This is a genomic window from Paraburkholderia ginsengiterrae (assembly GCF_001645125.1).
GTDB classification, from domain to species: Bacteria; Pseudomonadota; Gammaproteobacteria; order Burkholderiales; family Burkholderiaceae; genus Paraburkholderia; species Paraburkholderia ginsengiterrae.
This window is the reverse complement of the sequence record NZ_LXKA01000336.1, coordinates 15774-35204: the sequence shown is the minus strand read 5'-3', so window position 1 is coordinate 35204 and position 19431 is coordinate 15774. Positions and strand designations below refer to the sequence as shown.

Below are 19431 nucleotides of genomic sequence, written 5' to 3'. Positions count from 1 at the left end.
TCTCCATCGAGATCATCGCCATGAACCCCGCCTACCTCGCCTTCGCTGCGCTCGGCCTCATCTGGGGCACCAACTTCATGTTCATGAAATGGGCTAGCGTTGACATATCGGCTTCCCAGATCGTGTTTCTACGCACGCTGCTCGGTTTCCTGCCAATCCTCGCCCTGGCGCTGTTCAGAGGGGAACTGAAATGGCGCCATCTGCGCCACGCGCATCATTTCATCGTGATGTCCTTGCTTGCCACGGTGGTCTACTACTACGCGTTCGCGAAGGGTGCAGCCCTGCTTCTTTCTAGCGTGGCCGGCATGCTGAGCGGCGCGATCCCGCTGTTTTCCTTCGTCGTCGCATGGGCGTTACTGCGGCAGGAACGCCCGACCCCGCGGATGATCATCGGCATCGCGAGTGGCTTCGTCGGCGTGCTGCTGATCGCGCAGCCGTGGAATGCGCATGGGGCGGGCGTCAATCTGCTCGGCGTGTCCTACATGGTCGCCGGCTCGCTGAGCGTCGGGTGCTCGTTCGTCTACGCGCGCCGCTTTCTCTCCAACCTCGACCTTTCACCGCTCGCGCTGGCTACGTGGCAAATCGGCTTCGCGCTCGTTGTGGTCAGCTGCGTCACCGACTTCCATGGTATGGCGCGAGTAACGGGTGACCCGCGTGCAGCGCTTGGGCTTGTCCTGGGACTCGGTCTGACCGGAACCGGAGCCGCCTACATTCTGTATTACTTCATCGTCGGGCGGCTCGGCGCGGTCGCGGCTTCCAGCGTGACGTATATCCCGCCGGTCATTGCATTGCTGCTGGGATTGTCGATCGGCCACGAACCTATGCGACCACTCCATCTGCTTGCGATGGCGGCCATTCTTGCGGGCGTCTACCTGCTTCAGAGCCGGCCGCGCGCAAGGGTTGCCGGCGCGTCGCGGACGCGTGCGGCGCTCAACTGAGTACCGCGGCGTTTGTCGGATCAATTCGACCGCGTTCGGGTCGTTTGGAAATCGTCATACATGAGCTCCTCCCGCACTTCCTCGCGTCCGAATCAGGTGAAGTTCTGGTGCGAACCGGCGTTCGCGGGCGCGGAACTGCTGAAAGCGACGTACCGTACACACCGCTTTCCTCCCCATGCGCATGATGAATTTGCACTCGGCGTAATCGAACGCGGTGCGCAGGCCTGGCTGGATGGCCGCGGGCGTCGGGTGATCATGCCGGAAGGCACAATCTGCGCGATCAATCCTCACACCTTACACGAAGGTCGCCCCGTATCCGGAGACGGATGGGACTACAGGATGATCTACTTGCCCGTCGCTGGCCTCACAAGCCTGCTTGCCAAAGAAAGCGAGGATGTCGGGGCGACCTTGCATTTCCCGCAGACGGTCATCGATGACCCGCAGACTATGCAACTGTTACATGAAGCGCACGTCTCATCAGAACTACGTGATGCGACACAACTCGAAAAGACTTCGCGCCTGACGGCAGCCATATTTCAGTTGGTACAGCGCCACGGACAGCTTTCCCGCCCGCTACGAAGCGCGACACCATCAATGCCGGGTGCAGTCAAACGTGCCCGGGACTATATCGACGCGCATGTCGCCGCCAACCCGTCCCTCGACATCATCGCGCAGGCTGCGGGAATGAGCTCCTTTCATCTGCTCAGGGCCTTCAAGAAAGCAATCGGCGTCGCCCCCCATGCCTATCTGGTCCAACGGCGCGTGGATATGGCGAGGCATCTCGTACTGCAAGGCCATGCCAGGTTAAAAACGAAAAAAGCCCGCAATTACGCGGGCTTAGGTGTGCTTTACTGCCAAGTCGTGCCGGCACGTGCTTGACGTCCAATCACTCCCACTCAATCGTCGCCGGCGGCTTCCCCGAGATGTCATACACCACCCGGTTAATCCCCCGCACTTCATTGATGATCCGGTTCGACACATGGCCCAGCAGCTCATGCGGCAAATGGGCCCAGTGCGCGGTCATGAAGTCCAGCGTCTGCACGGCGCGCAGCGCGACAACGTACTCATAGGTCCGCCCGTCGCCCATCACGCCGACGCTCTTCACCGGCAGGAACACCGCGAACGCCTGGCTCGTCAGGTCGTACCAGGACTTGCCGGTTTCCTTGTCGACGAAGGTGCGCAGCGTCTCGATGAAAATCGCGTCCGCGCGGCGCAGCAGGTCCGCGAAATCGCGCTTCACTTCGCCGAGAATCCGCACGCCCAGGCCCGGGCCCGGGAACGGGTGGCGATACACCATCGACGGCGGCAGGCCCAGCTTCACGCCCAACTCACGCACTTCGTCCTTGAACAGTTCGCGCAGCGGCTCAAGCAGCTTCAGGTTCAGCGTTTCCGGCAAACCGCCGACGTTGTGGTGGCTCTTGATCGTATGCGCGGCCTTCTTGCCCTTGCCTGCCGATTCGATCACGTCAGGATAGATCGTGCCCTGCGCGAGCCACTTCGCGTCCGTCAGTTTGCCCGCTTCGGTCTGGAACACCTCGACGAACTCCGCGCCGATGATCTTGCGCTTGGCCTCCGGATCCGTCACGCCCTTGAGCTTGGACATGAATGCCTCGCTCGCGTCGACGTGGATCACCTTCACGCCGAGATTGTCGGCGAACATCGCCATCACCTGCTCGGCTTCGTTCAGGCGCAGCAGACCGTGATCGACGAACACGCAGGTCAGCTGATCGCCGATCGCACGATGCAGCAGCGCCGCCGCCACCGACGAATCCACGCCGCCCGACAGACCGAGAATCACCTGTTCGTTGCCGACCTGCTTGCGGATGTTCTCGACGGCCTCGTCGATGTAGTTGCCCATTTCCCAGTCCGGCTTCGCGCCGCAAATCTTCAGCACGAAGCGTTCGAGCATCGCGCGGCCCTGGACCGTGTGGGTGACTTCCGGATGCCATTGCACGCCGTAATAGTGGCGCGTCTCATCGGCCATCGCGGCGATCGGGCACGATTCGGTCGAGGCCATCAGCTGGAAGCCCGACGGCATTTCCAGCACCTTGTCGCCGTGGCTCATCCACACCTTCAGCATGCCGTGACCTTCCGGCGTCGCGAAGTCCTGGATGCCGTCAAGGAAGCTCGTATGGTTGCGCGCGCGCACTTCCGCGTAGCCGAATTCGCGCAGGTGGCCATTGTCGACCTTGCCGCCGAGTTGTTCGGCCATCGTCTGCATGCCGTAGCAAATGCCCAGCACGGGCACGCCGGCTTCGAACACCGCTTGCGGCGCGCGCGGCGTGTCGCTTTCGGTGACGGAGCTCGGGCCGCCGGACAGGATGATGCCCTTCGGCTTGAATTCGCGGATGAACTCGTCGCTAACGTCGTGCGGATGGATTTCCGACAGCACGTGCGCCTCGCGAACGCGACGTGCAATCAGTTGGGTGACTTGCGAACCGAAGTCGAGGATCAGGATCTTGTCGTGCATGGCAGCGGACGGAGTCAAAAGTGAACGGATACGGAATGCCGCGCACGGGGCGCGGCGTTGAATTCAAAGCGGTCCAGGTGGGGACGATCGAGCAGCAAATGCAACGATGAAGCGTGCTGGCGCATCTGGCGCGGCAGCCACCTGCCTGCGGCGCGCGAGCGAAATCCGGTAGTCTCTGCGGACGGCGCGGCGCGCAGCGCCTCAGCCATGAAGCGGCGGCCGGGGCGCGCCGGCTGCTTCGCTGGTAGCGCTGCTGGTGCTCTCACGCGCGACCGCGGCTTCGTCGCCTACCGAACGCAGCGGTGCCGTCGAACCGGGAGTCGCAGCGCTGACAGGCCGCGAGTCCGGCATAACGGGTTCGACGAGAGGCTGCGTGCGGTAGTCAACTGACTCGGCTGTCACACGGACCGGCTCGCGCCGGTTGGCGGCGTTTTTCGCGGCGTCTTTGGCAGCCTGCTTTTCGGCACGTTCCGCCGCGGCGGTCTCGGCCAGCTTCGCCTTTTCACGCCGCCTTACCGCACCGGACAAACGCACGCCGCCAAGGCCAACCACCAGCAACACCACCCCGGTCAGCACTCCAGCGATCTGGCCGAAGCCGGTGAGCGCCGGCGTATGCAGACCAACCAGCCAGACCAGCATCAGCACACCGGTCAGCCAGTTCACGTGACCGACGACCTTGGCGACCGTGGAGGTGAGTGCCCCGTCGATCGACGCGTGCATGGCCAGCCACGCGAGCCCGATCAAAGCCACGCCAAACCCCTGGCCGGCCAGAGCCGGCTGGGTTTGCACCAGCAGCAGCGCGTTGTACAACGAAGTCCAGGGCGTCAGCAGAAACAGCAGGCCGAACGCAAGCAGCAGCAAGGCATCGAGGATCAGTACAGCGCGCAGCAATGGCTTCATTGGCGATTAGTCCACGTGGTAGTTGGGCGCTTCCTTGGTGATCTGCACGTCATGCACGTGCGACTCGCGCAAGCCCGCGCCCGTGATCTGCACGAACTCGGCCTTGTCGTTCATCTCGGCGATGGTGCGGCAGCCGCAATAGCCCATGCTGGCGCGCACGCCGCCGATCAGCTGGAACAGGATCGCGTTGACCGAACCCTTGTAGGCGACACGGCCTTCGATACCTTCCGGCACCAGCTTGTCGATGTTCGCGGAGTTGTCCTGGAAGTAGCGGTCCGCCGCGCCGTCCTTCATCGCGCCGACCGAGCCCATGCCACGGTACGACTTGTACTGGCGGCCCTGATACAGGAACACGTCGCCCGGCGCTTCTTCGGTGCCCGCAAACATGCTGCCCATCATCACGGCGTTCGCACCCGCTGCCAGCGCCTTGCTGATGTCGCCCGAGAAACGCACGCCGCCGTCGGCGATCACCGGCACGCCGGTGCCCTTCAGCGCTTCGGACACGTCGGCAATCGCGGTGACCTGCGGCACGCCCACGCCGGCGACGATCCGCGTCGTGCAGATCGAGCCCGGGCCGATGCCGACCTTCACACCGTCCGCGCCGTATTCGACGAGCGCCTTGGCGGCCGCCGCGGTGGCGATGTTGCCGCCGATCACTTCGACATGCGGGAAGTTCTTCTTGACCCACTGGACGCGCTCGAGCACGCCCTTGCTGTGGCCGTGCGCGGTATCGACGACGATCACGTCGACGCCCGCCTGCACCAGCAGCTCCACGCGCTCCTCATTGTCCTCGCCGACGCCGACTGCCGCGCCCGCGCGCAACTTGCCGTGTTCGTCCTTGCAGGCGTCCGGGTGTTCGGTCTGCTTGGTGATGTCTTTCACCGTCATCAGGCCGCGCAGTTCGAATGCGTCGTTGATGACCAGCACGCGCTCGAGACGATGGCTATGCATCAGCGCCTTCGCCTCGGCGAGCGGCGTGCCTTCCTTGACGGTGACGAGGCGCTCGCGCGGCGTCATGATGGCGCGCACCGGCTCATCCAGGCGCTCTTCGAAGCGCAGGTCGCGGTTCGTGACGATGCCGATCAGTTGCGCGCCTTCCACGACCGGAAAGCCCGAAATGCCATGCTGCCGCGACAGCGCGATCACGTCGCGCACCTTCATTTGCGGCGGCACGGTGATCGGATCGCGCACGACGCCCGATTCGAAGCGCTTGACCTTGGCCACTTCACGCGCCTGCTCGGCCGGCGTCAGATTTTTGTGGATGATGCCCACGCCACCCATTTGCGCCATCGCGATGGCGAGACGGGCTTCGGTGACGGTGTCCATGGCGGCGGACACGAGCGGCATATTCAGGGAGATGTTGCGGGTCAGCCGGGTCTTGAGGCTGGTGTCGCGCGGCAGAACATCGGAGAAAGCCGGGACGAGGAGCACGTCATCGAACGTGAGTGCTGTTTGGATCAGACGCATGGCAAATCCTATAGGCGCAAAAGCGAATTATACGCGATACCTCCCTGGTTTTCACTGCACGAACAGCAGCTTAGCGATTTTCGGGCGGTTTTTTTCGCGTCATCCGGCCCCTGGATTTCGCTTGGCTGTTCGCCTCGGGTTCGATCGGGTTTCGTTTGCGCGTTCGGGCACGGACGGGCTCCGCCGGCAGGTGCCGCGCCAAAATGCAGAATCGAACAAGACAGCCAGCCGGCCGAGCCGCTATTCTCCCGACCATTCCAGTTTTCTTGCAGGGGCAGTCGATGCAGCGCGGTGTGGCATATGGAGTAATGGCCGGGGCCCTGTGGGGCATGGTTTTTCTGGTGCCGCGGGTGCTGCCGGACTTTTCGCCGCTGCTCCTGAGCGCCGGCCGCTATACGATGTACGGCATCGTCTCGCTTGCCGCGGCGCTGCCGACGGCGCGCTCGCTCGCAAAACGCCTGAGCCGCGAGGATCTGGCCGCTCTCGTGAAGCTGGCGCTGGCCGGCAACCTCCTCTACTACCTTCTGCTGACGGCGGCCGTCCATCTGATCGGCATCGCGCCGGCATCGCTGATCGTCGGCGTGCTGCCCGTCACCGTGACGCTGATGGGCCGGCGCGATCACGGCGCGGTGCCGCTCGCCCGACTCGCGTGGCCGCTGGCGACGGTGATGGCGGGCATCGCCTGCATCAATATCGACGTGTTTACGGCGGCCGGCAGCACGCCGGTCAGCATCGCCACCAAGCTGATCGGTCTTGCCTGCGCAGTCGGCGCGCTCGCATGCTGGACGTGGTTCGCGGTCGAAAACACCCGTTACCTGCAGCGGCAGACGCATTTCAGCGGCAACGAATGGTCGGTGCTGTGGGGCGTGGTGACGGGCGCGCTCGGCGCGGCCATGTGGCTCGTGATCGCCGCGCTGCCGCCGGGCGGTCCGCAAGGCGAGCTGGCGGACGGGCGCTGGCACACCTTCTGGATGCTCAATCTGGTGCTCGCGATCGGCGCATCGTGGCTCGGCAACGGGCTGTGGAACGCTGCTTCGAAGCGGCTGCCGCTGACGCTCTCCGGTCAGATGATCGTGTTCGAAACTCTTTTCGCGCTGCTCTACGCGTTCATCTACGACCAGCGCCTGCCCCGCCCGCTGGAACTGGCGGCCATTCTGCTGCTGGTGGCGGGTGTGTGCTGGTCGGTGCGCCAGCATGCGGACGACGATTCGTCAGGCGGCGCCGCGATCAAGGAAAAGACGCCTGTTTCGGCGCATTGAAGCCGACGGGCTGCGCTCAGCAGCCCCCTTTCAAGGAACCGCGCTTACCGCGAATCCTTGTTCAGCCAGCGGCGCCCTTCGATCGAGCCCGCCTTGCGGGTCTTCTCGACGCGGCGCTGCCGCGAGACCTTCGGGTCGACCAGCAGCGGCCGGTAAATCTCCACACGGTCGTGGTCGGCCAGCACGGTGTCGAGCGGTTTGAGCTTGCCGTACACCCCCACCCTCTGCGTACCCAGATCGATCTGCGGATAACGCCGCAGGATGCCGCTCGCCTCGAGCGCCTGCTGCAGCGTGGCGCCTTCAGGCATTTCCACGGCAATCACGGTCTGCTCTTTGGCCGAGGCGTAGCAGACTTCAATCGACAGGCGCGCGCTCATGCCTTGCCGTAGCGCGCATCGGCGCGCTTCACGAACGATTCGACGAAGGTATTGGCGATGTGGCTGAACACCGGCCCAATGATCTTCTCGAGAATGATGTTGGTGAATTCGTAGTGCAGCGCGAATTCGATCTTGCAGGCGTCCGCGCGCAGCGGCGTGAAGCGCCAGAACCCGGTGAACTTGCGAAACGGGCCGTCCGCGAACTCCATATCGATGCGCGTGGGCCGCTCCATGCTGTTATGCGTGGCAAAGTGCTGCTTGATGCCCTTGAAGTTGATATCGATCTTGGCTTCCATGCTAGTCTCGTCCCGGCTGCGGATTTCGACGCCGCCGCACCAGGGCAGGAAGTTGGGGTAATCGGCGACGTCGGTGACGAGGTCGAACATCTGTTCCGCCGAATGACGGATCAACACGGTTTTCTGGACATCTGCCATAAATTGAACAGCGCGCGGCAAGGGTGGACGAGCGCGGCGGGCTTTCCTTGCCCCGCTTTGCTAAAATCGTGATTTTAAACGAGTTGGGCACTTTCCATTCATGAGCATTATCGACAACAGAAAAGCCTTCTACGACTACTCGGTCGAAGAACGCTATGAAGCAGGGCTCGTGCTCGAAGGATGGGAGGTCAAGGCGCTGCGCGCCGGGCGCGGCCAGATCAAGGAAGGCTACGTTGTGATCAAAAACAACGAACTGTTCCTGATCGGCACGCACATCAGCCCGTTGCCCGAGGCCTCGACCCATATCAATCCCGACCCGGTGCGCACGCGCAAGCTGCTTCTGCACGCAGAGCAGATCAGCAAGCTGATCGGCAAGGTCGAGCAGCGCGGCTATACGCTCGTGCCGCTGAACTTCCACTACAAGGGCGGTCGCGTTAAATGCGAGATCGGCCTCGCCAAGGGCAAGAAGCAGCACGACAAACGCGAGAGCGAGAAGAAGCGCGATTGGGAACGCGAGAAAGCGCGCCTGATGCGTTCGCCGGGCTGAGCGGCGTCCTGAACTGATCCACGCCGGGCGCCGCGCGGTTATGACGCGCCTTGCGCTGCGCCAGCGCGTCACAACCCACTGCCAACCGACCCGCCACCCCGCAAAAAAAATGGCCCGCAAAGTCCGCGGGCCATTTCGTTTTCAGCAGGCGAAACGCGCTTACCGCGCCTCGGCTGTGCCCTTCCCTTTGTTCACAATGGTCAGCGCCGAAGCGATCATCGAACTCATATCCGCCAGGTTGCCCGGCACGATCAGCGTCGTGCCCTGCTTCGCCAGATTGCCGAATGCGTTCACATATTGTTCGGCCACCTTGAGATTCACCGCTTCCATCCCGCCGTTCGACTGAATCGCGGCGGCGATCTTCTGAATCGCCTGCGAGTTGGCTTCGGCCACGGCAAGAATCGCCGCCGCCTGACCCTGCGCCTGGTTGATAGCCGCCTGCCGCTCGCCTTCAGACTTCTGGATCGCCGCCTCACGGCCACCGGACGCGATATTGATCTGCTCCTGCTTGCGTCCTTCCGATGCCGCGATCAGCGCGCGCTTCTCCCGTTCGGCGGTGATCTGCGCCTGCATGGCGTGCAGAATTTCCTTGGGCGGCGTCAGATCCTTGATCTCGTAGCGCAGAACCTTCACACCCCAGTTCGATGCTGCTTCGTCGAGCGACGAGACGATGCTGTGATTGATGAAATCGCGCTCCTCGAAGGTCTTGTCGAGCTCCAGCTTGCCGATCACCGAGCGCAGCGTGGTCTGCGACAACTGCGTAATCGCGAACACGAAATTGCTCGACCCATACGAGGCCTTCATGGGATCGGTGACCTGAAAGTACAGCACGCCGTCCACCTGCAACTGCGTGTTGTCGCGCGTAATACACACCTGGCTCGGCACTTCGAGCGGAATTTCCTTGAGGATATGCTTGTAGGCGATCCGGTCGACGAACGGAAACGCGAAGCTCAAACCTGGTGTGAGCGTGCGGTGATAACGGCCGAGCCGCTCCAGCACCCACGCATGTTGCTGCGGCACGATCTTGATGGTCTGCGCGGCCAGCACGATCACGATAAGCAGAAACACCGCCCCGACGATGGTCGAATCCATACTGCCCTCCGGTCCTTGTTTGAATAGTTCTATGCAGTGCCCGGGCACCCGGTGCGGGATCGCCCAGGTCTTTTATTGGCGCGCCGCCACCACAACGAGGCAACTGCCGCGCAACTCCGTGATTTCGTATATCCGCGCATCTTCCGGCTCGCCTGCCGCCAGCTCCACGTCCCACGCGGCGCCGCGATAGTCGGCTCGCGCCCGGCGCTCGCGCCATGCGGGGACGGCCACCTTCTGACCGATGTCGAGATTGACGTCCGGGTTGCTCGACGCCTCCTTGCGCACCCGGCGGCCAAATCGCGAGCGCCTGAGCAGCAGAACCGCCACTAGCGCCACCGCCGCGGCGACAACGAACTGCACGTCGGCAGCGGCCCCCGCGAGGTGCGCCAGCGCGGCCGCCACAAAGCCAAACGCGATCATCAGCAAATAGAAACTGCCGCTGATCAACTCCAGCACGATCAGCACCCCCGCCCCGATCCACCAGAACAATCCACCTGGCGCCACGTCGACCTCCACAAAGCAAAACACCCCGGATCTACCGAGGTGTTTATAGCACGAAGCGGGGGCATTGCAACGGGCGGTACAGCACGCTTTGACGTGCATTTAACGTGCGTTTGACCTACCGCACCGCGCGTGATGCATGCCGCCTGGGAAGCGGCATGCCCGTCGCATTACTTCTTCGACGATTGCGCCAGTTGCTGCCACGTATCGATGATCGAATCCGGGTTCAGCGAGATCGACTTGATGCCTTCGTCGGTCAGCCACTGAGCGAAGTCCGGATGATCCGACGGACCCTGCCCGCAAATCCCGACGTACTTGTCCAGACGCAGGCAGGTTTCAATCGCGCGTTTGAGCAGGAACTTGACCGCCGGATCGCGTTCGTCGAAATCGACCGCCAGCAGTTCCATGCCGGAGTCGCGGTCGAGGCCGAGCGTGAGCTGGGTCAGGTCGTTCGAGCCGATCGAGAAACCGTCGAAGAATTGCAGGAATTCCTCGGCCAGAATCGCGTTCGACGGCACTTCGCACATCATGATCAGGCGCAGACCCTTTTCGCCACGCTTCAGGCCGAACTTCTCGAGCAGTCCGACCACGCGCTCCGCCTGCTTCAGCGTACGCACGAACGGCACCATGATCTCGACGTTGTCGAGGCCCATTTCCTCACGCACCTTCTTCAGCGCGACGCATTCCATCTGGAACGCTTCCGCGAACTCGTCGGCGATGTAGCGCGAGGCGCCACGGAAACCCAGCATCGGGTTTTCTTCATCCGGCTCGTAGCGCGAACCACCGATCAGCTTCTTGTACTCGTTCGACTTGAAGTCGGACATGCGCACGATCACGGGCTTCGGATAGAACGCCGCGGCGATGGTGGCGATACCTTCGGTCAGCTTGTCGACGTAGAACGCGCGCGGCGATGCGTGACCGCGAGCGACGCTTTCCACGGCCTTCTTCAGGTCCTGGTCGATGTTCGGGTACTCGAGGATCGCCTTCGGGTGAACGCCGATGTTGTTGTTGATGATGAATTCCAGCCGCGCCAGACCCACGCCTGCGTTCGGCAGTTGCGAGAAGTCGAAGGCCAGTTGCGGGTTGCCGACGTTCATCATGATCTTCACCGGAACCGGCGGCAGTTCGCCGCGCTGCACCTCGGTGACTTCGGTTTCGAGCAGGCCGTCGTAAATCTTGCCTTCGTCGCCTTCGGCACACGACACGGTCACGAGCGCGCCTTCCTTCAGCACGTCGGTCGCGTCGCCGCAGCCCACCACGGCGGGCACGCCCAGCTCACGCGCGATGATCGCCGCGTGGCAGGTACGGCCGCCACGATTCGTGACGATGGCCGACGCACGCTTCATGACCGGCTCCCAGTTCGGGTCGGTCATGTCGGCGACCAGCACGTCGCCGGGCTGCACGCGGTCCATTTCCGAAGGGTCATGAATCACGCGCACCGGACCCGCGCCGATCTTCTGACCGATCGCACGGCCGGTAGCCATCACGTTCGACTGGCCCTTCAGCTTGAAGCGCTGCTCGGCCTTGCCCGTGGCCTGGCTCTTCACCGTTTCCGGACGCGCCTGCAGAATGAAGATCTTGCCGTCTCGGCCGTCCTTGCCCCACTCGATGTCCATCGGACGCTCGTAGTGCTTTTCGATAATGACGGCGTATTTGGCCAGTTCGATCACGTCTTCGTCCGTGATCGAGAAGCGGTTGCGCTGCTCGTGCGCGACGTCGACCGTCTTCACACGGCCTTCCTCACCCGCCTTGGTGAATTCCATCTTGATCAGCTTCGAGCCGATCGAGCGGCGAATGATCGGGTACTTGCCTTGCGCGAGCGTGGTCTTGAAGACGTAGAACTCGTCCGGATTCACGGCGCCCTGCACGACCGTTTCGCCCAGGCCGTAGCTCGACGTGATGAACACGGCGTCCTTGAAGCCCGACTCGGTGTCCAGCGTGAACATCACGCCGGCCGCGCCGACGTCCGAGCGCACCATGCGCTGCACACCGGCCGACAACGCGACTTCAGCGTGCGTGAAGCCCTTGTGGACGCGATAGGAGATAGCGCGGTCGTTGTACAGCGACGCGAACACGTGCTTCATGCGATCGAGCACGTCGTCGATGCCGACCACGTTGAGGTAGCTTTCCTGCTGGCCCGCGAACGACGCGTCCGGCAAGTCTTCCGCCGTGGCCGAGGAGCGCACGGCAAACGACAGTTCTTCAGGCGAGCTGCTTTTCAGGGTCTCGAAACCCGCGCGAATGTCAGCCTCGAGTTGCGACTGCAGCGGCGCCTCGACGATCCATTGACGGATTTCCTTGCCGGCTTCGGCGAGCGCCTTCACGTCGTCGACGTCGAGCGTTTCGAGACGTTTGGCGATGCGTTCGGTCAGATTGTTGTGCTGCAGGAAGTCACGGAAAGCCAGCGCCGTCGTGGCGAAACCGGTCGGCACGCGCACGCCGGCTTCGGCGAGCTGACTGATCATCTCGCCAAGCGACGCGTTCTTGCCGCCGACAATCTCCACATCGGTCATCCGCAACTGCTCGAACGGAACTACATACGCCTTATCCTTTGCGACGGTAACTGCGTTAGTCATACAAGCCCCTAAGTGTGAAAGAAATTCACGGCTGTGCAAGTGGGCTCGGACGCGAGACGCCCATTGGAAGCGTGACCTCGCGTCTTGCACAACCTGTTGGAGAAGCAATCGCAGCAAAAATTGCCAGATGCGGGACGAAGAAGGCGAATGGACGAATTTGCCGGCCAATTCATCACGTTCAACGCAAGTTACAGGCTGAAAGCGAGGCGTTGAGCGACCGTTCGCGGTGATTTAAACGCCAATCGCCTGCAATTGCTTATCCAACAGGTTGCCGCTATTCTACCGTGCCGACTCTGGAAATGTGTCTGTCGGACGAGAATTGCGCCTCGAATCGCGCCCCGAACCGGCCGGCGGGCTTTTGCGAGGCCTAGCCGCCAGTCGGGCACGATTGCGCTGCCCACGGCGCGCTGGTTGCACGCTGCTGCAGTCTTACGGTTAGCCACCGTGCAGCGGCGTCGACACAGCGATGTTTCATTCGAGCGCTTATTGCCGCTCACGTTCCCCAGCTCCATTGATGCCGCCCACCGTATTCATCGTCTCCGACGGTACCGGGATCACTGCCGAAACCTTCGCGCATTCGATCCTCTCCCAGTTCGACCAGAAATTCCGCCTGGTTCGCGTGCCCTTCGTCGACTCGACGGACAAAGCCTACGCCACGCTCGAAAAAATCAATGAAGCGGTTGAGCAGGACGGCCGCCGCGCGATCGTGTTCACGACGCTGGTGGACAGCGCGTCGAATCAGATCGTCAAAGGCTCGAATGCGCTCGTGCTGGACATGTTTCAGACCTTCGTCGAGCCGCTCGAACAGGAACTGGAGCTGAAATCGACCCACGCGATGGGTCGCGGGCACCAGAACGCCGACACCGAGGAATACAAGAACCGGATCGAGGCGATCAATTTCTCGCTCGCCCACGACGACGGCCAGTCGAACCGCAATCTTGCGGATGCCGACGTGATTCTGGTGGGCGTGTCGCGCAGCGGCAAGACGCCGACGAGCCTGTATCTGGCCATGCAGTACGGCGTGAAGGCCGCCAACTATCCACTGATTCCGGAAGATTTCGAGCGAGGCAAATTGCCGACCCCGCTATTGGCGCATCGGCAGAAGATGTTCGGTTTGTCGATCGATCCGCAGCGGCTCTCGGAGATCCGCAATGAGCGCCGGCCCGGCAGCAAGTACGCCGCGCCGGAGAATTGCCGCTACGAGATCAACGAAGCGGAAGCGATGATGCGGCGTGAAGGGATCAAGTGGCTGTCGTCGACGCACAAGTCGATCGAAGAGATCGCGACGACGATCCTGCAGGAAATCAAGCTGGACCGGCCGTCCTATTGAAGGCGGCCCCGTCGTAAAGGTAAAGGTATGGCACGCGCGGCACCGCGCGTGCCTCTGCTGTCCAGGGCGTTAGTTAACCACGCCTGCGCTGCTGGCGGCACTGCTCGAATACGCAAACGGCCGCTGCCGCCGCCACATTCAGCGACTCCATGCCGCCCGGCTGGGGAATCGTCACCCGCAACGCGTCCGCGTCACGCCAGATCTGCGAGACGCCCGCCCCTTCGTTGCCGAACACCCACGCGAGCGGCCCGCTCAGATCGCTGTCATAGATCGCCTCGGCGCCGTGCGAATCCGTAATGACGACCGGCACGGCAAGACGCTCGATCAAGGTTTGTGCATCCACATCTTCGTGAATCTGCAGCAGGAAGTGCGCACCCATACCCGAGCGCAAGACTTTCGACGACCACGCGTACGCTGTTCCTGGCGCGCAGAACACCTGCTGAATCCCCGCCGCGGCCGCGCTGCGCAGAATCGAGCCGACGTTGCCCGCGTCCTGCACGCCATCGAGCACGAGGCAAGTTTGCGCGACCTTCCCGGGCAGCGGCGTATCGAGCTTCTCGACCAGCAGCAGCAGGCCAACACCGTGCACCACATTCGACAATTGCCCGAACAACGCATCCGGCCGCGTCACGAGGCGATGATCTTCGATCCGCGACACGATCGCCTGCGCTTCCTCGGGACGAAGCGCGCCTTCGGTCACGACGCACATTTCCGGCTGCCCGGCGACGTCGAGATACGCGCTGGCCAGATGGAAGCCTTCGAGCAGCGCGTGGCCGCTGCGACGCTGCTGATGCGTCGAACCGGCCAATGCTTTCAGGCGCTTGTAGAGCGGATTGTCCCGCGAGGTGATGGCTTTCACAGGCAGCGAAGACAGTGAGAATAAGAAATGGAATGCGAGGAATGGAATGCGGCGACGGCCCGCTATGCCCACGCACTCTTGCCGAAACGCAGATACGCCTCGCGCACCGGCGCGAACGAGCGCCTATGGTGCTCGCACGGTCCATGCTCGCGCAATGCGGCGAGATGCTGCGGCGTACCGTAACCGGCATGTGCGTCAAAGCCATAGACAGGATAGGCCTGATGCAATTCGAGCAGCATCCGGTCGCGCGTCACCTTGGCAAGAATCGACGCCGCTGAAATGCTTTTGACGAGCGCATCGCCACCGATCACCGCTTCACTGCGAACGCTCAGCGTCGGGCAGCGGTTGCCGTCGACTTTCACGAGCGTCGGCACGACCGACAGACCTTCCACGGCGCGCTTCATCGCCAGCATGGTGGCGTGCAGGATGTTCAACGAATCGATTTCTTCGACCGACGCTGATGCGATGCAATAAGCCAGAGCCCGCTCGACGATCTTGTCGTACAGCTCGTCGCGCTTTTTCGCCGTCAATGCTTTGGAATCGTCGAGGCCGCGAATCAGCGGTTTCGTCGGATCGAAAATCACCGCCGCGGCCACCACGGGGCCGGCCAGCGGCCCGCGCCCTGCTTCGTCGACGCCGCAGACAATGTCGTCCGGCGTTTCGAAGCTCAGGCCCGCCTGCTGCGCTGTCATTCCGGCAGCGGTCTTGCGACGGGGTGCGCGTGCACCGGTCACGGCCGCGCCTTCCGCTTCTCGATGACGCTCGCCACGACTTCCGCGGCACGCTGCGCGGTGTTCTGCTTCAGCACGTGATGCATCTCCGTGAAGATTTCCGTCAGCGTGCGCCGGTTGGCCTCGTCGCGCAACTGTTTCAGCGTGGCTTCGGCCAGCGCCTGCGGCGTGGCGAAATGCTGCAGAATTTCCGGCACCACGAAGCGTCCCGCCAGAATGTTAGGCAGGCCGACGTACGGCAGATAGCCCTGACGGCGCATGATCTGGCCGGTCAGCCAGGGCACCTTGTACGAGATCACCATCGGCTTCTTGAGCAGCGCCGCTTCGAGCGTGACCGTGCCACTCTTGACCAGAATCGCGTCGGCTGCCGTCATGGCGAGCTGCGACTGGCCGTCCGTAATCGTCAGGGCGAGACCCGGGTGGGATTCGACCAGCGGCTGCAGCATCTCGCGCAGTGCCGGCGTGGCCGCCGGCATCACGAACCGCACACTCGGCTCCTGATGCTGCATCATCTCCATCGCGGCAAAGAACGTCGGGCCGATCAGATCGATCTCCGAGCGCCGGCTGCCCGGCAGCACCGCGATGATCGGTCCGTCTTGCGCGAGTCCCAGCGTGCGGCGCGCACCGAGCGTGTCCGGCACGAGCGGAATCTCGTCGGCAAGCGGATGGCCCACGTAAGACGCCGCGACGCCCGCTTTTTCCAGCAGCGCCGTTTCGAACGGGAACACGCACAGCATGTGGTCGACCGCCTTGGCGATCTTCTTGATGCGGCCGCCGCGCCACGCCCAGATGGACGGACACACGAAGTGAACCGTTGGAATCCCCGCTTCCCGCAACGGATGCTCGAGTCCGAAGTTGAAATCGGGCGCATCCACGCCGACGAACACTGACGGCGGCTCAGCCAGCAGCTGGCGCTTGAGTTCGTTGCGAATGCCGAGAATGCCGGGAATGTGCTTCAGCGCTTCGACATAGCCGCGCACCGTGAGCTTTTCCATCGGAAAGTGTGCGTCGAAGCCCGTGGCGATCATGCGCGGGCCGCCGATTCCGTAGTACTGGGTGCCGGCGGGCAGACGGTTCACGAGGCCGTCGAGCAGCGACGACGCCAGCAGGTCGCCGGACGGCTCGCCGGCCACCATCGCGACGCGTAGCGGACTGGGTTGCAAGGCCATCGGTTAGCGGATAATGCCGCGTTGCGACGCTTCGACAAACGCGAGCAGCGTCTCCACCGGGGCGTCGCCGTCGCCGCCCGCGGACGCGAGCTCGCGCAGTTGCACCTTCGCCTCTTCCAGCGACAGGCCGTTCTTGTACAACACGCGATACGCCGCGCGCAGCGCCGAGATCGCGTCTGCCGAGAAACCGCGGCGGCGCAACCCTTCGACGTTGATGCCATGCGGTTCGGCCTTGTTGCCGGCGGCGATCACGAACGGCGGGATATCCTGCACCAGCGCCGAAGCCCCGCCCAGCATGGAATGCTCGCCGATGCGCACGAACTGATGCACGCCCGACATGCCGCCGACGATCGCATGGTCGCCGATCGTGACGTGGCCGGCCATCTGCGCGTTGCTCGACAGAATGACGTTGCTGCCGACGTGGCAGTCGTGCCCGATGTGCACGTAGGCCATGATCCAGTTGTCGTCGCCCAGCGTGGTGACGCCCGCGTCCTGCACCGTGCCGGTGTGGATCGTGGTGAACTCGCGGATGGTGTTGCGGTTGCCGATCACGAGCCGGGTCGGCTCGTCCTTGTACTTCATGTCCTGCGGACGGCCGCCGACCGATGCATAGTGGCCGATGCGGTTGTCTTCGCCGATCGTGGTGTGGCCTTCGATCACGCTGTGCGAACCGACCGTGGTCCGTGCGCCGATCGTGACATGCGCGCCGATGACGGCATACGGGCCGATTTCGACGGATTCGTCGAGTTGTGCGCCCGGTTCGATGATCGCAGTGGGATGAATCCTGCTCATGCGTCCTCGCTTCTGATTCTGTTGCGTTGTCTGGATGGGCATCTTGCGGGGGCCGGCAGCGCCCGCCTTGGGTCGCTGACCGCCCGGACGCCGGCTTATAGGCGTCCCTTAAGCGTCCTTATCCGTGTGCCGCACCGCGCACATCAGGTCGGCTTCCGCCGCCACCACGCCATCCACTTCGGCGCGCGCCTTGAACTTCCAGATGCCGCGCATATGCCGCTCGAACGTGCAGTTCAGGATCAACTGGTCGCCCGGTTCCACCACGCGCTTGAAGCGTGCATTGTCGATGCCGACGAACAGATACAGGGTGTTCGACGGGTCGCTCGGCTCTTCCGAAAACGTCAGCAGAGCCGCCGTTTGTGCGAGTGCTTCGAGAATCAGCACGCCCGGCATCACCGGACGGGTCGGAAAGTGGCCCTGAAAATACGGCTCGTTGATCGACACGTTCTTCAACGCTTTGATGCTCTTGTGCGGCTCAAGTTCGAGCACCCGGTCGACCAGCAGGATCGGATATCGATGCGGCAGCAGCGTGAGAATCTTATGAATGTCGAGATTGATTTTTTCGGTGCTCATGGTGTTTCTACTCACGCATTGACTGCGCGATGATGACTGCGGATGCTGGTGCAGGTGGGTTGATAACGCATGCTGCCGGCGCTCGCCGTGTCCCGGCGGCCATGCCACCCGGTCACGGCAACCGCGTTTGCTTCCTGAGTTTGATTCCTGATCCCAGCCGGTATTTTACGCGGTACCGGCGGGTTGCCTTGCGAATTGCTCTGCGAGTTTCGCCGATACCTCAGGATTTGTCGCCTGGGGCATGGCCTGTCGCCTGGCTTGCGACGTCAGCCGCCGAATCACCGGGCTTTCCAGCCGCGGCGCTTTCGAGCGCCCTGATACGGTCGCGAAGCTTGTCGATATTGCGCAGCAACGCCGCACTCCGGTTCCAGTCTGCATGGTTCACCGCCGGGAAGGCACTGGTGTACATACCAGGCTTGAGCAGCGACTTGGAGACACCCGACTGCGCCGTGATAATCACGTAATCACCCAGCGTGACGTGGCCGGCAATCCCGACCGCGCCGCCGATCATGCAGTGGCGGCCAATCGTCGTGCTGCCCGCAATGCCCGCACAGCCGGCGATCACCGTATAGGCGCCCACCTTGCAGTTATGGCCGATCTGCACGAGATTGTCGATCTTCACGCACTCTTCGATGGTCGTGTCGGCCATCGCGCCACGGTCGATCGTGGTGTTCGCACCGATTTCGACGTCATCCGCAATTGACACCCCTCCGACCTGCGGAATCTTCACCCAGCTGCCGGTGCGCGCATCGCCCTCGCCGACGAAATCCGGCGCGAAGCCGAAGCCGTCCGAGCCGATCACCGCGCCCGCGTGCACGATCACGCGCTCGCCGAGCTTGCAGCCGTGGTACACCGCGACATTCGGATAAAGATGCGAGTTCGCACCGATGCGCGTGCCGCGGCCGATCACGACATTGGCGTCGAGCCGCACGTTTTCGCCGATCACCACGCCGGCTTCCACCGTGACGTGCGGGCCGATCACCGCGCTTGCGGCCACCTGGGCCGAGGGATCGATGGTTGCACTCGGATGCACGCCGGGCGATGCCTTCGGCGTAGCGAGGTCGATGAAGGTTTGCGCGATGCGCGCGAAGTAAGCGTACGGATTCGGCGTGACGATGAAATTACGATTCTCGCGGGACGCGAGCTTCGCGAGGTCGCCGGCGTTAATCAGCACCGCGCCTGCGCGCGTCGTCTCGACCTGCGACAGGTATTTCGGATTGGCAAGGAACGCGAGCTGGTCCGGACCTGCCTGGTCGAGCGGCGCCAGACTGCCGACGCGCTGCGAACCGTCTCCCACTACTTCACCGCCGAACTGCTTGACGATGTCCTCGAGCGTAAATCCCATGCCTGTTCCTTCTTTTTTGTCGACCGGAGTTAGCGCTTTAGCGCTTACTCTGGTCCCATGCAACGCCGTCG

The 19431-nt window shown here is 63.0% G+C and carries 19 protein-coding genes; 5 read left to right on the top strand and 14 right to left on the bottom strand.

The features are described 5' to 3' along the window. The first annotated feature begins 20 nt into the window (after positions 1-20). Positions 21-938, top strand: coding sequence for a DMT family transporter (locus tag A6V37_RS26430; protein WP_064265978.1), 918 nt, complete (start codon positions 21-23; stop codon positions 936-938). A 60-nt stretch (positions 939-998) separates the two neighbouring features. Then, entirely contained in the window at positions 999-1817 is an 819-nt protein-coding gene (locus A6V37_RS26425; RefSeq protein ID WP_082902601.1) for an AraC family transcriptional regulator, read from the top strand. 7 nt (positions 1818-1824) lie between these two features. Here A6V37_RS26425 and guaA read toward each other — a convergent pair whose 3' ends face one another. The 3 genes from guaA to guaB form a co-directional block, all read right to left on the bottom strand. Further along, positions 1825-3408, bottom strand: a complete 1584-nt coding sequence (guaA, locus tag A6V37_RS26420) for a glutamine-hydrolyzing GMP synthase (RefSeq protein ID WP_064265980.1) — start codon at positions 3406-3408, stop codon at positions 1825-1827. Positions 3409-3609: 201 nt separating this feature from the next. Beyond that, complete coding sequence (locus A6V37_RS26410; protein ID WP_064265982.1) at positions 3610-4308, bottom strand: hypothetical protein; 699 nt, start codon at positions 4306-4308, stop codon at positions 3610-3612. Positions 4309-4314: 6 nt separating this feature from the next. Continuing rightward, positions 4315-5775 carry an IMP dehydrogenase gene (gene guaB / locus A6V37_RS26405; RefSeq protein ID WP_064265983.1) on the bottom strand — a complete coding sequence of 487 codons (1461 nt, stop codon included), beginning with the start codon at positions 5773-5775 and terminating at the stop codon, positions 4315-4317. A gap of 281 nt (positions 5776-6056) precedes the next feature. Between guaB and A6V37_RS26400 the strand changes: the two genes are divergently transcribed. Further along, the gene (locus A6V37_RS26400) at positions 6057-7034 is read left to right on the top strand and encodes a DMT family transporter (RefSeq protein WP_064286472.1); all 978 of its coding nucleotides are present in this window, start codon (positions 6057-6059) and stop codon (positions 7032-7034) included. 44 nt (positions 7035-7078) lie between these two features. On the opposite strand, the gene A6V37_RS26395 is transcribed toward A6V37_RS26400, so the two are convergent. Together A6V37_RS26395 and A6V37_RS26390 are read right to left on the bottom strand one after the other, a co-directional pair. After that, a complete protein-coding gene (locus A6V37_RS26395) occupies positions 7079-7411 on the bottom strand; it encodes an RnfH family protein (RefSeq protein ID WP_064265985.1) in 333 nt (110 codons plus the stop codon). After that, positions 7408-7845, bottom strand: coding sequence for a type II toxin-antitoxin system RatA family toxin (locus A6V37_RS26390; protein ID WP_064266083.1), 438 nt, complete (start codon positions 7843-7845; stop codon positions 7408-7410). The genes A6V37_RS26395 and A6V37_RS26390 overlap by 4 nt, the downstream gene beginning before the upstream one ends. A 100-nt stretch (positions 7846-7945) precedes the next feature. On the opposite strand from A6V37_RS26390, the gene smpB reads away from it, so the two are divergent. Beyond that, on the top strand, positions 7946-8392 hold the full coding sequence (gene smpB, locus A6V37_RS26385; RefSeq protein ID WP_064265986.1) for an SsrA-binding protein SmpB: 447 nt from the start codon (positions 7946-7948) through the stop codon (positions 8390-8392). A 159-nt stretch (positions 8393-8551) separates the two neighbouring features. Here the strand turns inward: smpB and A6V37_RS26380 are convergent, their stop codons facing one another. From A6V37_RS26380 to ppsA, 3 genes are all read right to left on the bottom strand, one after another. Next, positions 8552-9484, bottom strand: coding sequence for an SPFH domain-containing protein (locus tag A6V37_RS26380; RefSeq protein WP_064286471.1), 933 nt, complete (start codon positions 9482-9484; stop codon positions 8552-8554). 72 nt (positions 9485-9556) lie between these two features. Then, positions 9557-9988 (bottom strand): NfeD family protein, encoded by a 432-nt coding sequence (locus A6V37_RS26375; RefSeq protein WP_064286470.1) that lies wholly within the window; start codon positions 9986-9988, stop codon positions 9557-9559. 167 nt (positions 9989-10155) lie between these two features. Then, on the bottom strand, positions 10156-12561 hold the full coding sequence (gene ppsA / locus A6V37_RS26370) for a phosphoenolpyruvate synthase (RefSeq protein WP_064265989.1): 2406 nt from the start codon (positions 12559-12561) through the stop codon (positions 10156-10158). 514 nt (positions 12562-13075) lie between these two features. Here ppsA and ppsR point away from each other — a divergent pair. Further along, positions 13076-13891, top strand: coding sequence for a posphoenolpyruvate synthetase regulatory kinase/phosphorylase PpsR (ppsR, locus tag A6V37_RS26365; protein ID WP_064265990.1), 816 nt, complete (start codon positions 13076-13078; stop codon positions 13889-13891). A gap of 73 nt (positions 13892-13964) precedes the next feature. Here ppsR and A6V37_RS26360 read toward each other — a convergent pair whose 3' ends face one another. The 6 genes from A6V37_RS26360 to lpxD all read right to left on the bottom strand — a co-directional run bounded on the left by A6V37_RS26360 (position 13965) and on the right by lpxD (position 19360). Beyond that, positions 13965-14750, bottom strand: a complete 786-nt coding sequence (locus A6V37_RS26360) for a TrmH family RNA methyltransferase (RefSeq protein ID WP_064286473.1) — start codon at positions 14748-14750, stop codon at positions 13965-13967. A 62-nt stretch (positions 14751-14812) separates the two neighbouring features. After that, complete coding sequence (gene rnhB / locus A6V37_RS26355; RefSeq protein ID WP_082902602.1) at positions 14813-15484, bottom strand: ribonuclease HII; 672 nt, start codon at positions 15482-15484, stop codon at positions 14813-14815. Further along, positions 15481-16650 carry a lipid-A-disaccharide synthase gene (lpxB, locus tag A6V37_RS26350; protein WP_064286469.1) on the bottom strand — a complete coding sequence of 390 codons (1170 nt, stop codon included), beginning with the start codon at positions 16648-16650 and terminating at the stop codon, positions 15481-15483. The genes rnhB and lpxB overlap by 4 nt, the downstream gene beginning before the upstream one ends. 3 nt (positions 16651-16653) lie before the next feature. Beyond that, positions 16654-17442, bottom strand: a complete 789-nt coding sequence (gene lpxA / locus A6V37_RS26345; protein WP_064266085.1) for an acyl-ACP--UDP-N-acetylglucosamine O-acyltransferase — start codon at positions 17440-17442, stop codon at positions 16654-16656. A gap of 108 nt (positions 17443-17550) precedes the next feature. Continuing rightward, on the bottom strand, positions 17551-18015 hold the full coding sequence (gene fabZ / locus A6V37_RS26340; RefSeq protein ID WP_006048683.1) for a 3-hydroxyacyl-ACP dehydratase FabZ: 465 nt from the start codon (positions 18013-18015) through the stop codon (positions 17551-17553). Positions 18016-18235: 220 nt separating this feature from the next. Next, the gene (gene lpxD / locus A6V37_RS26335; RefSeq protein WP_064265991.1) at positions 18236-19360 is read right to left on the bottom strand and encodes a UDP-3-O-(3-hydroxymyristoyl)glucosamine N-acyltransferase; all 1125 of its coding nucleotides are present in this window, start codon (positions 19358-19360) and stop codon (positions 18236-18238) included. Between the last annotated feature and the right edge of the window lie 71 nt (positions 19361-19431).

What these genes read in the sequence shown, in the direction of transcription:
- A6V37_RS26430 (WP_064265978.1), top strand. Translation starts at nt 21, where the DNA reads ATGAACCCCGCCTACCTCGCCTTCGCTGCGCTCGGCCTCATCTGGGGC.
- A6V37_RS26425 (WP_082902601.1), top strand. Translation starts at nt 999, where the DNA reads ATGAGCTCCTCCCGCACTTCCTCGCGTCCGAATCAGGTGAAGTTCTGG.
- guaA (WP_064265980.1), bottom strand. Translation starts at nt 3,408, where the DNA reads ATGCACGACAAGATCCTGATCCTCGACTTCGGTTCGCAAGTCACCCAA.
- A6V37_RS26410 (WP_064265982.1), bottom strand. Translation starts at nt 4,308, where the DNA reads ATGAAGCCATTGCTGCGCGCTGTACTGATCCTCGATGCCTTGCTGCTG.
- guaB (WP_064265983.1), bottom strand. Translation starts at nt 5,775, where the DNA reads ATGCGTCTGATCCAAACAGCACTCACGTTCGATGACGTGCTCCTCGTC.
- A6V37_RS26400 (WP_064286472.1), top strand. Translation starts at nt 6,057, where the DNA reads ATGCAGCGCGGTGTGGCATATGGAGTAATGGCCGGGGCCCTGTGGGGC.
- A6V37_RS26395 (WP_064265985.1), bottom strand. Translation starts at nt 7,411, where the DNA reads ATGAGCGCGCGCCTGTCGATTGAAGTCTGCTACGCCTCGGCCAAAGAG.
- A6V37_RS26390 (WP_064266083.1), bottom strand. Translation starts at nt 7,845, where the DNA reads ATGGCAGATGTCCAGAAAACCGTGTTGATCCGTCATTCGGCGGAACAG.
- smpB (WP_064265986.1), top strand. Translation starts at nt 7,946, where the DNA reads ATGAGCATTATCGACAACAGAAAAGCCTTCTACGACTACTCGGTCGAA.
- A6V37_RS26380 (WP_064286471.1), bottom strand. Translation starts at nt 9,484, where the DNA reads ATGGATTCGACCATCGTCGGGGCGGTGTTTCTGCTTATCGTGATCGTG.
- ppsA (WP_064265989.1), bottom strand. Translation starts at nt 12,561, where the DNA reads ATGACTAACGCAGTTACCGTCGCAAAGGATAAGGCGTATGTAGTTCCG.
- ppsR (WP_064265990.1), top strand. Translation starts at nt 13,076, where the DNA reads ATGCCGCCCACCGTATTCATCGTCTCCGACGGTACCGGGATCACTGCC.
- lpxB (WP_064286469.1), bottom strand. Translation starts at nt 16,650, where the DNA reads ATGGCCTTGCAACCCAGTCCGCTACGCGTCGCGATGGTGGCCGGCGAG.
- lpxA (WP_064266085.1), bottom strand. Translation starts at nt 17,442, where the DNA reads ATGAGCAGGATTCATCCCACTGCGATCATCGAACCGGGCGCACAACTC.
- fabZ (WP_006048683.1), bottom strand. Translation starts at nt 18,015, where the DNA reads ATGAGCACCGAAAAAATCAATCTCGACATTCATAAGATTCTCACGCTG.
- lpxD (WP_064265991.1), bottom strand. Translation starts at nt 19,360, where the DNA reads ATGGGATTTACGCTCGAGGACATCGTCAAGCAGTTCGGCGGTGAAGTA.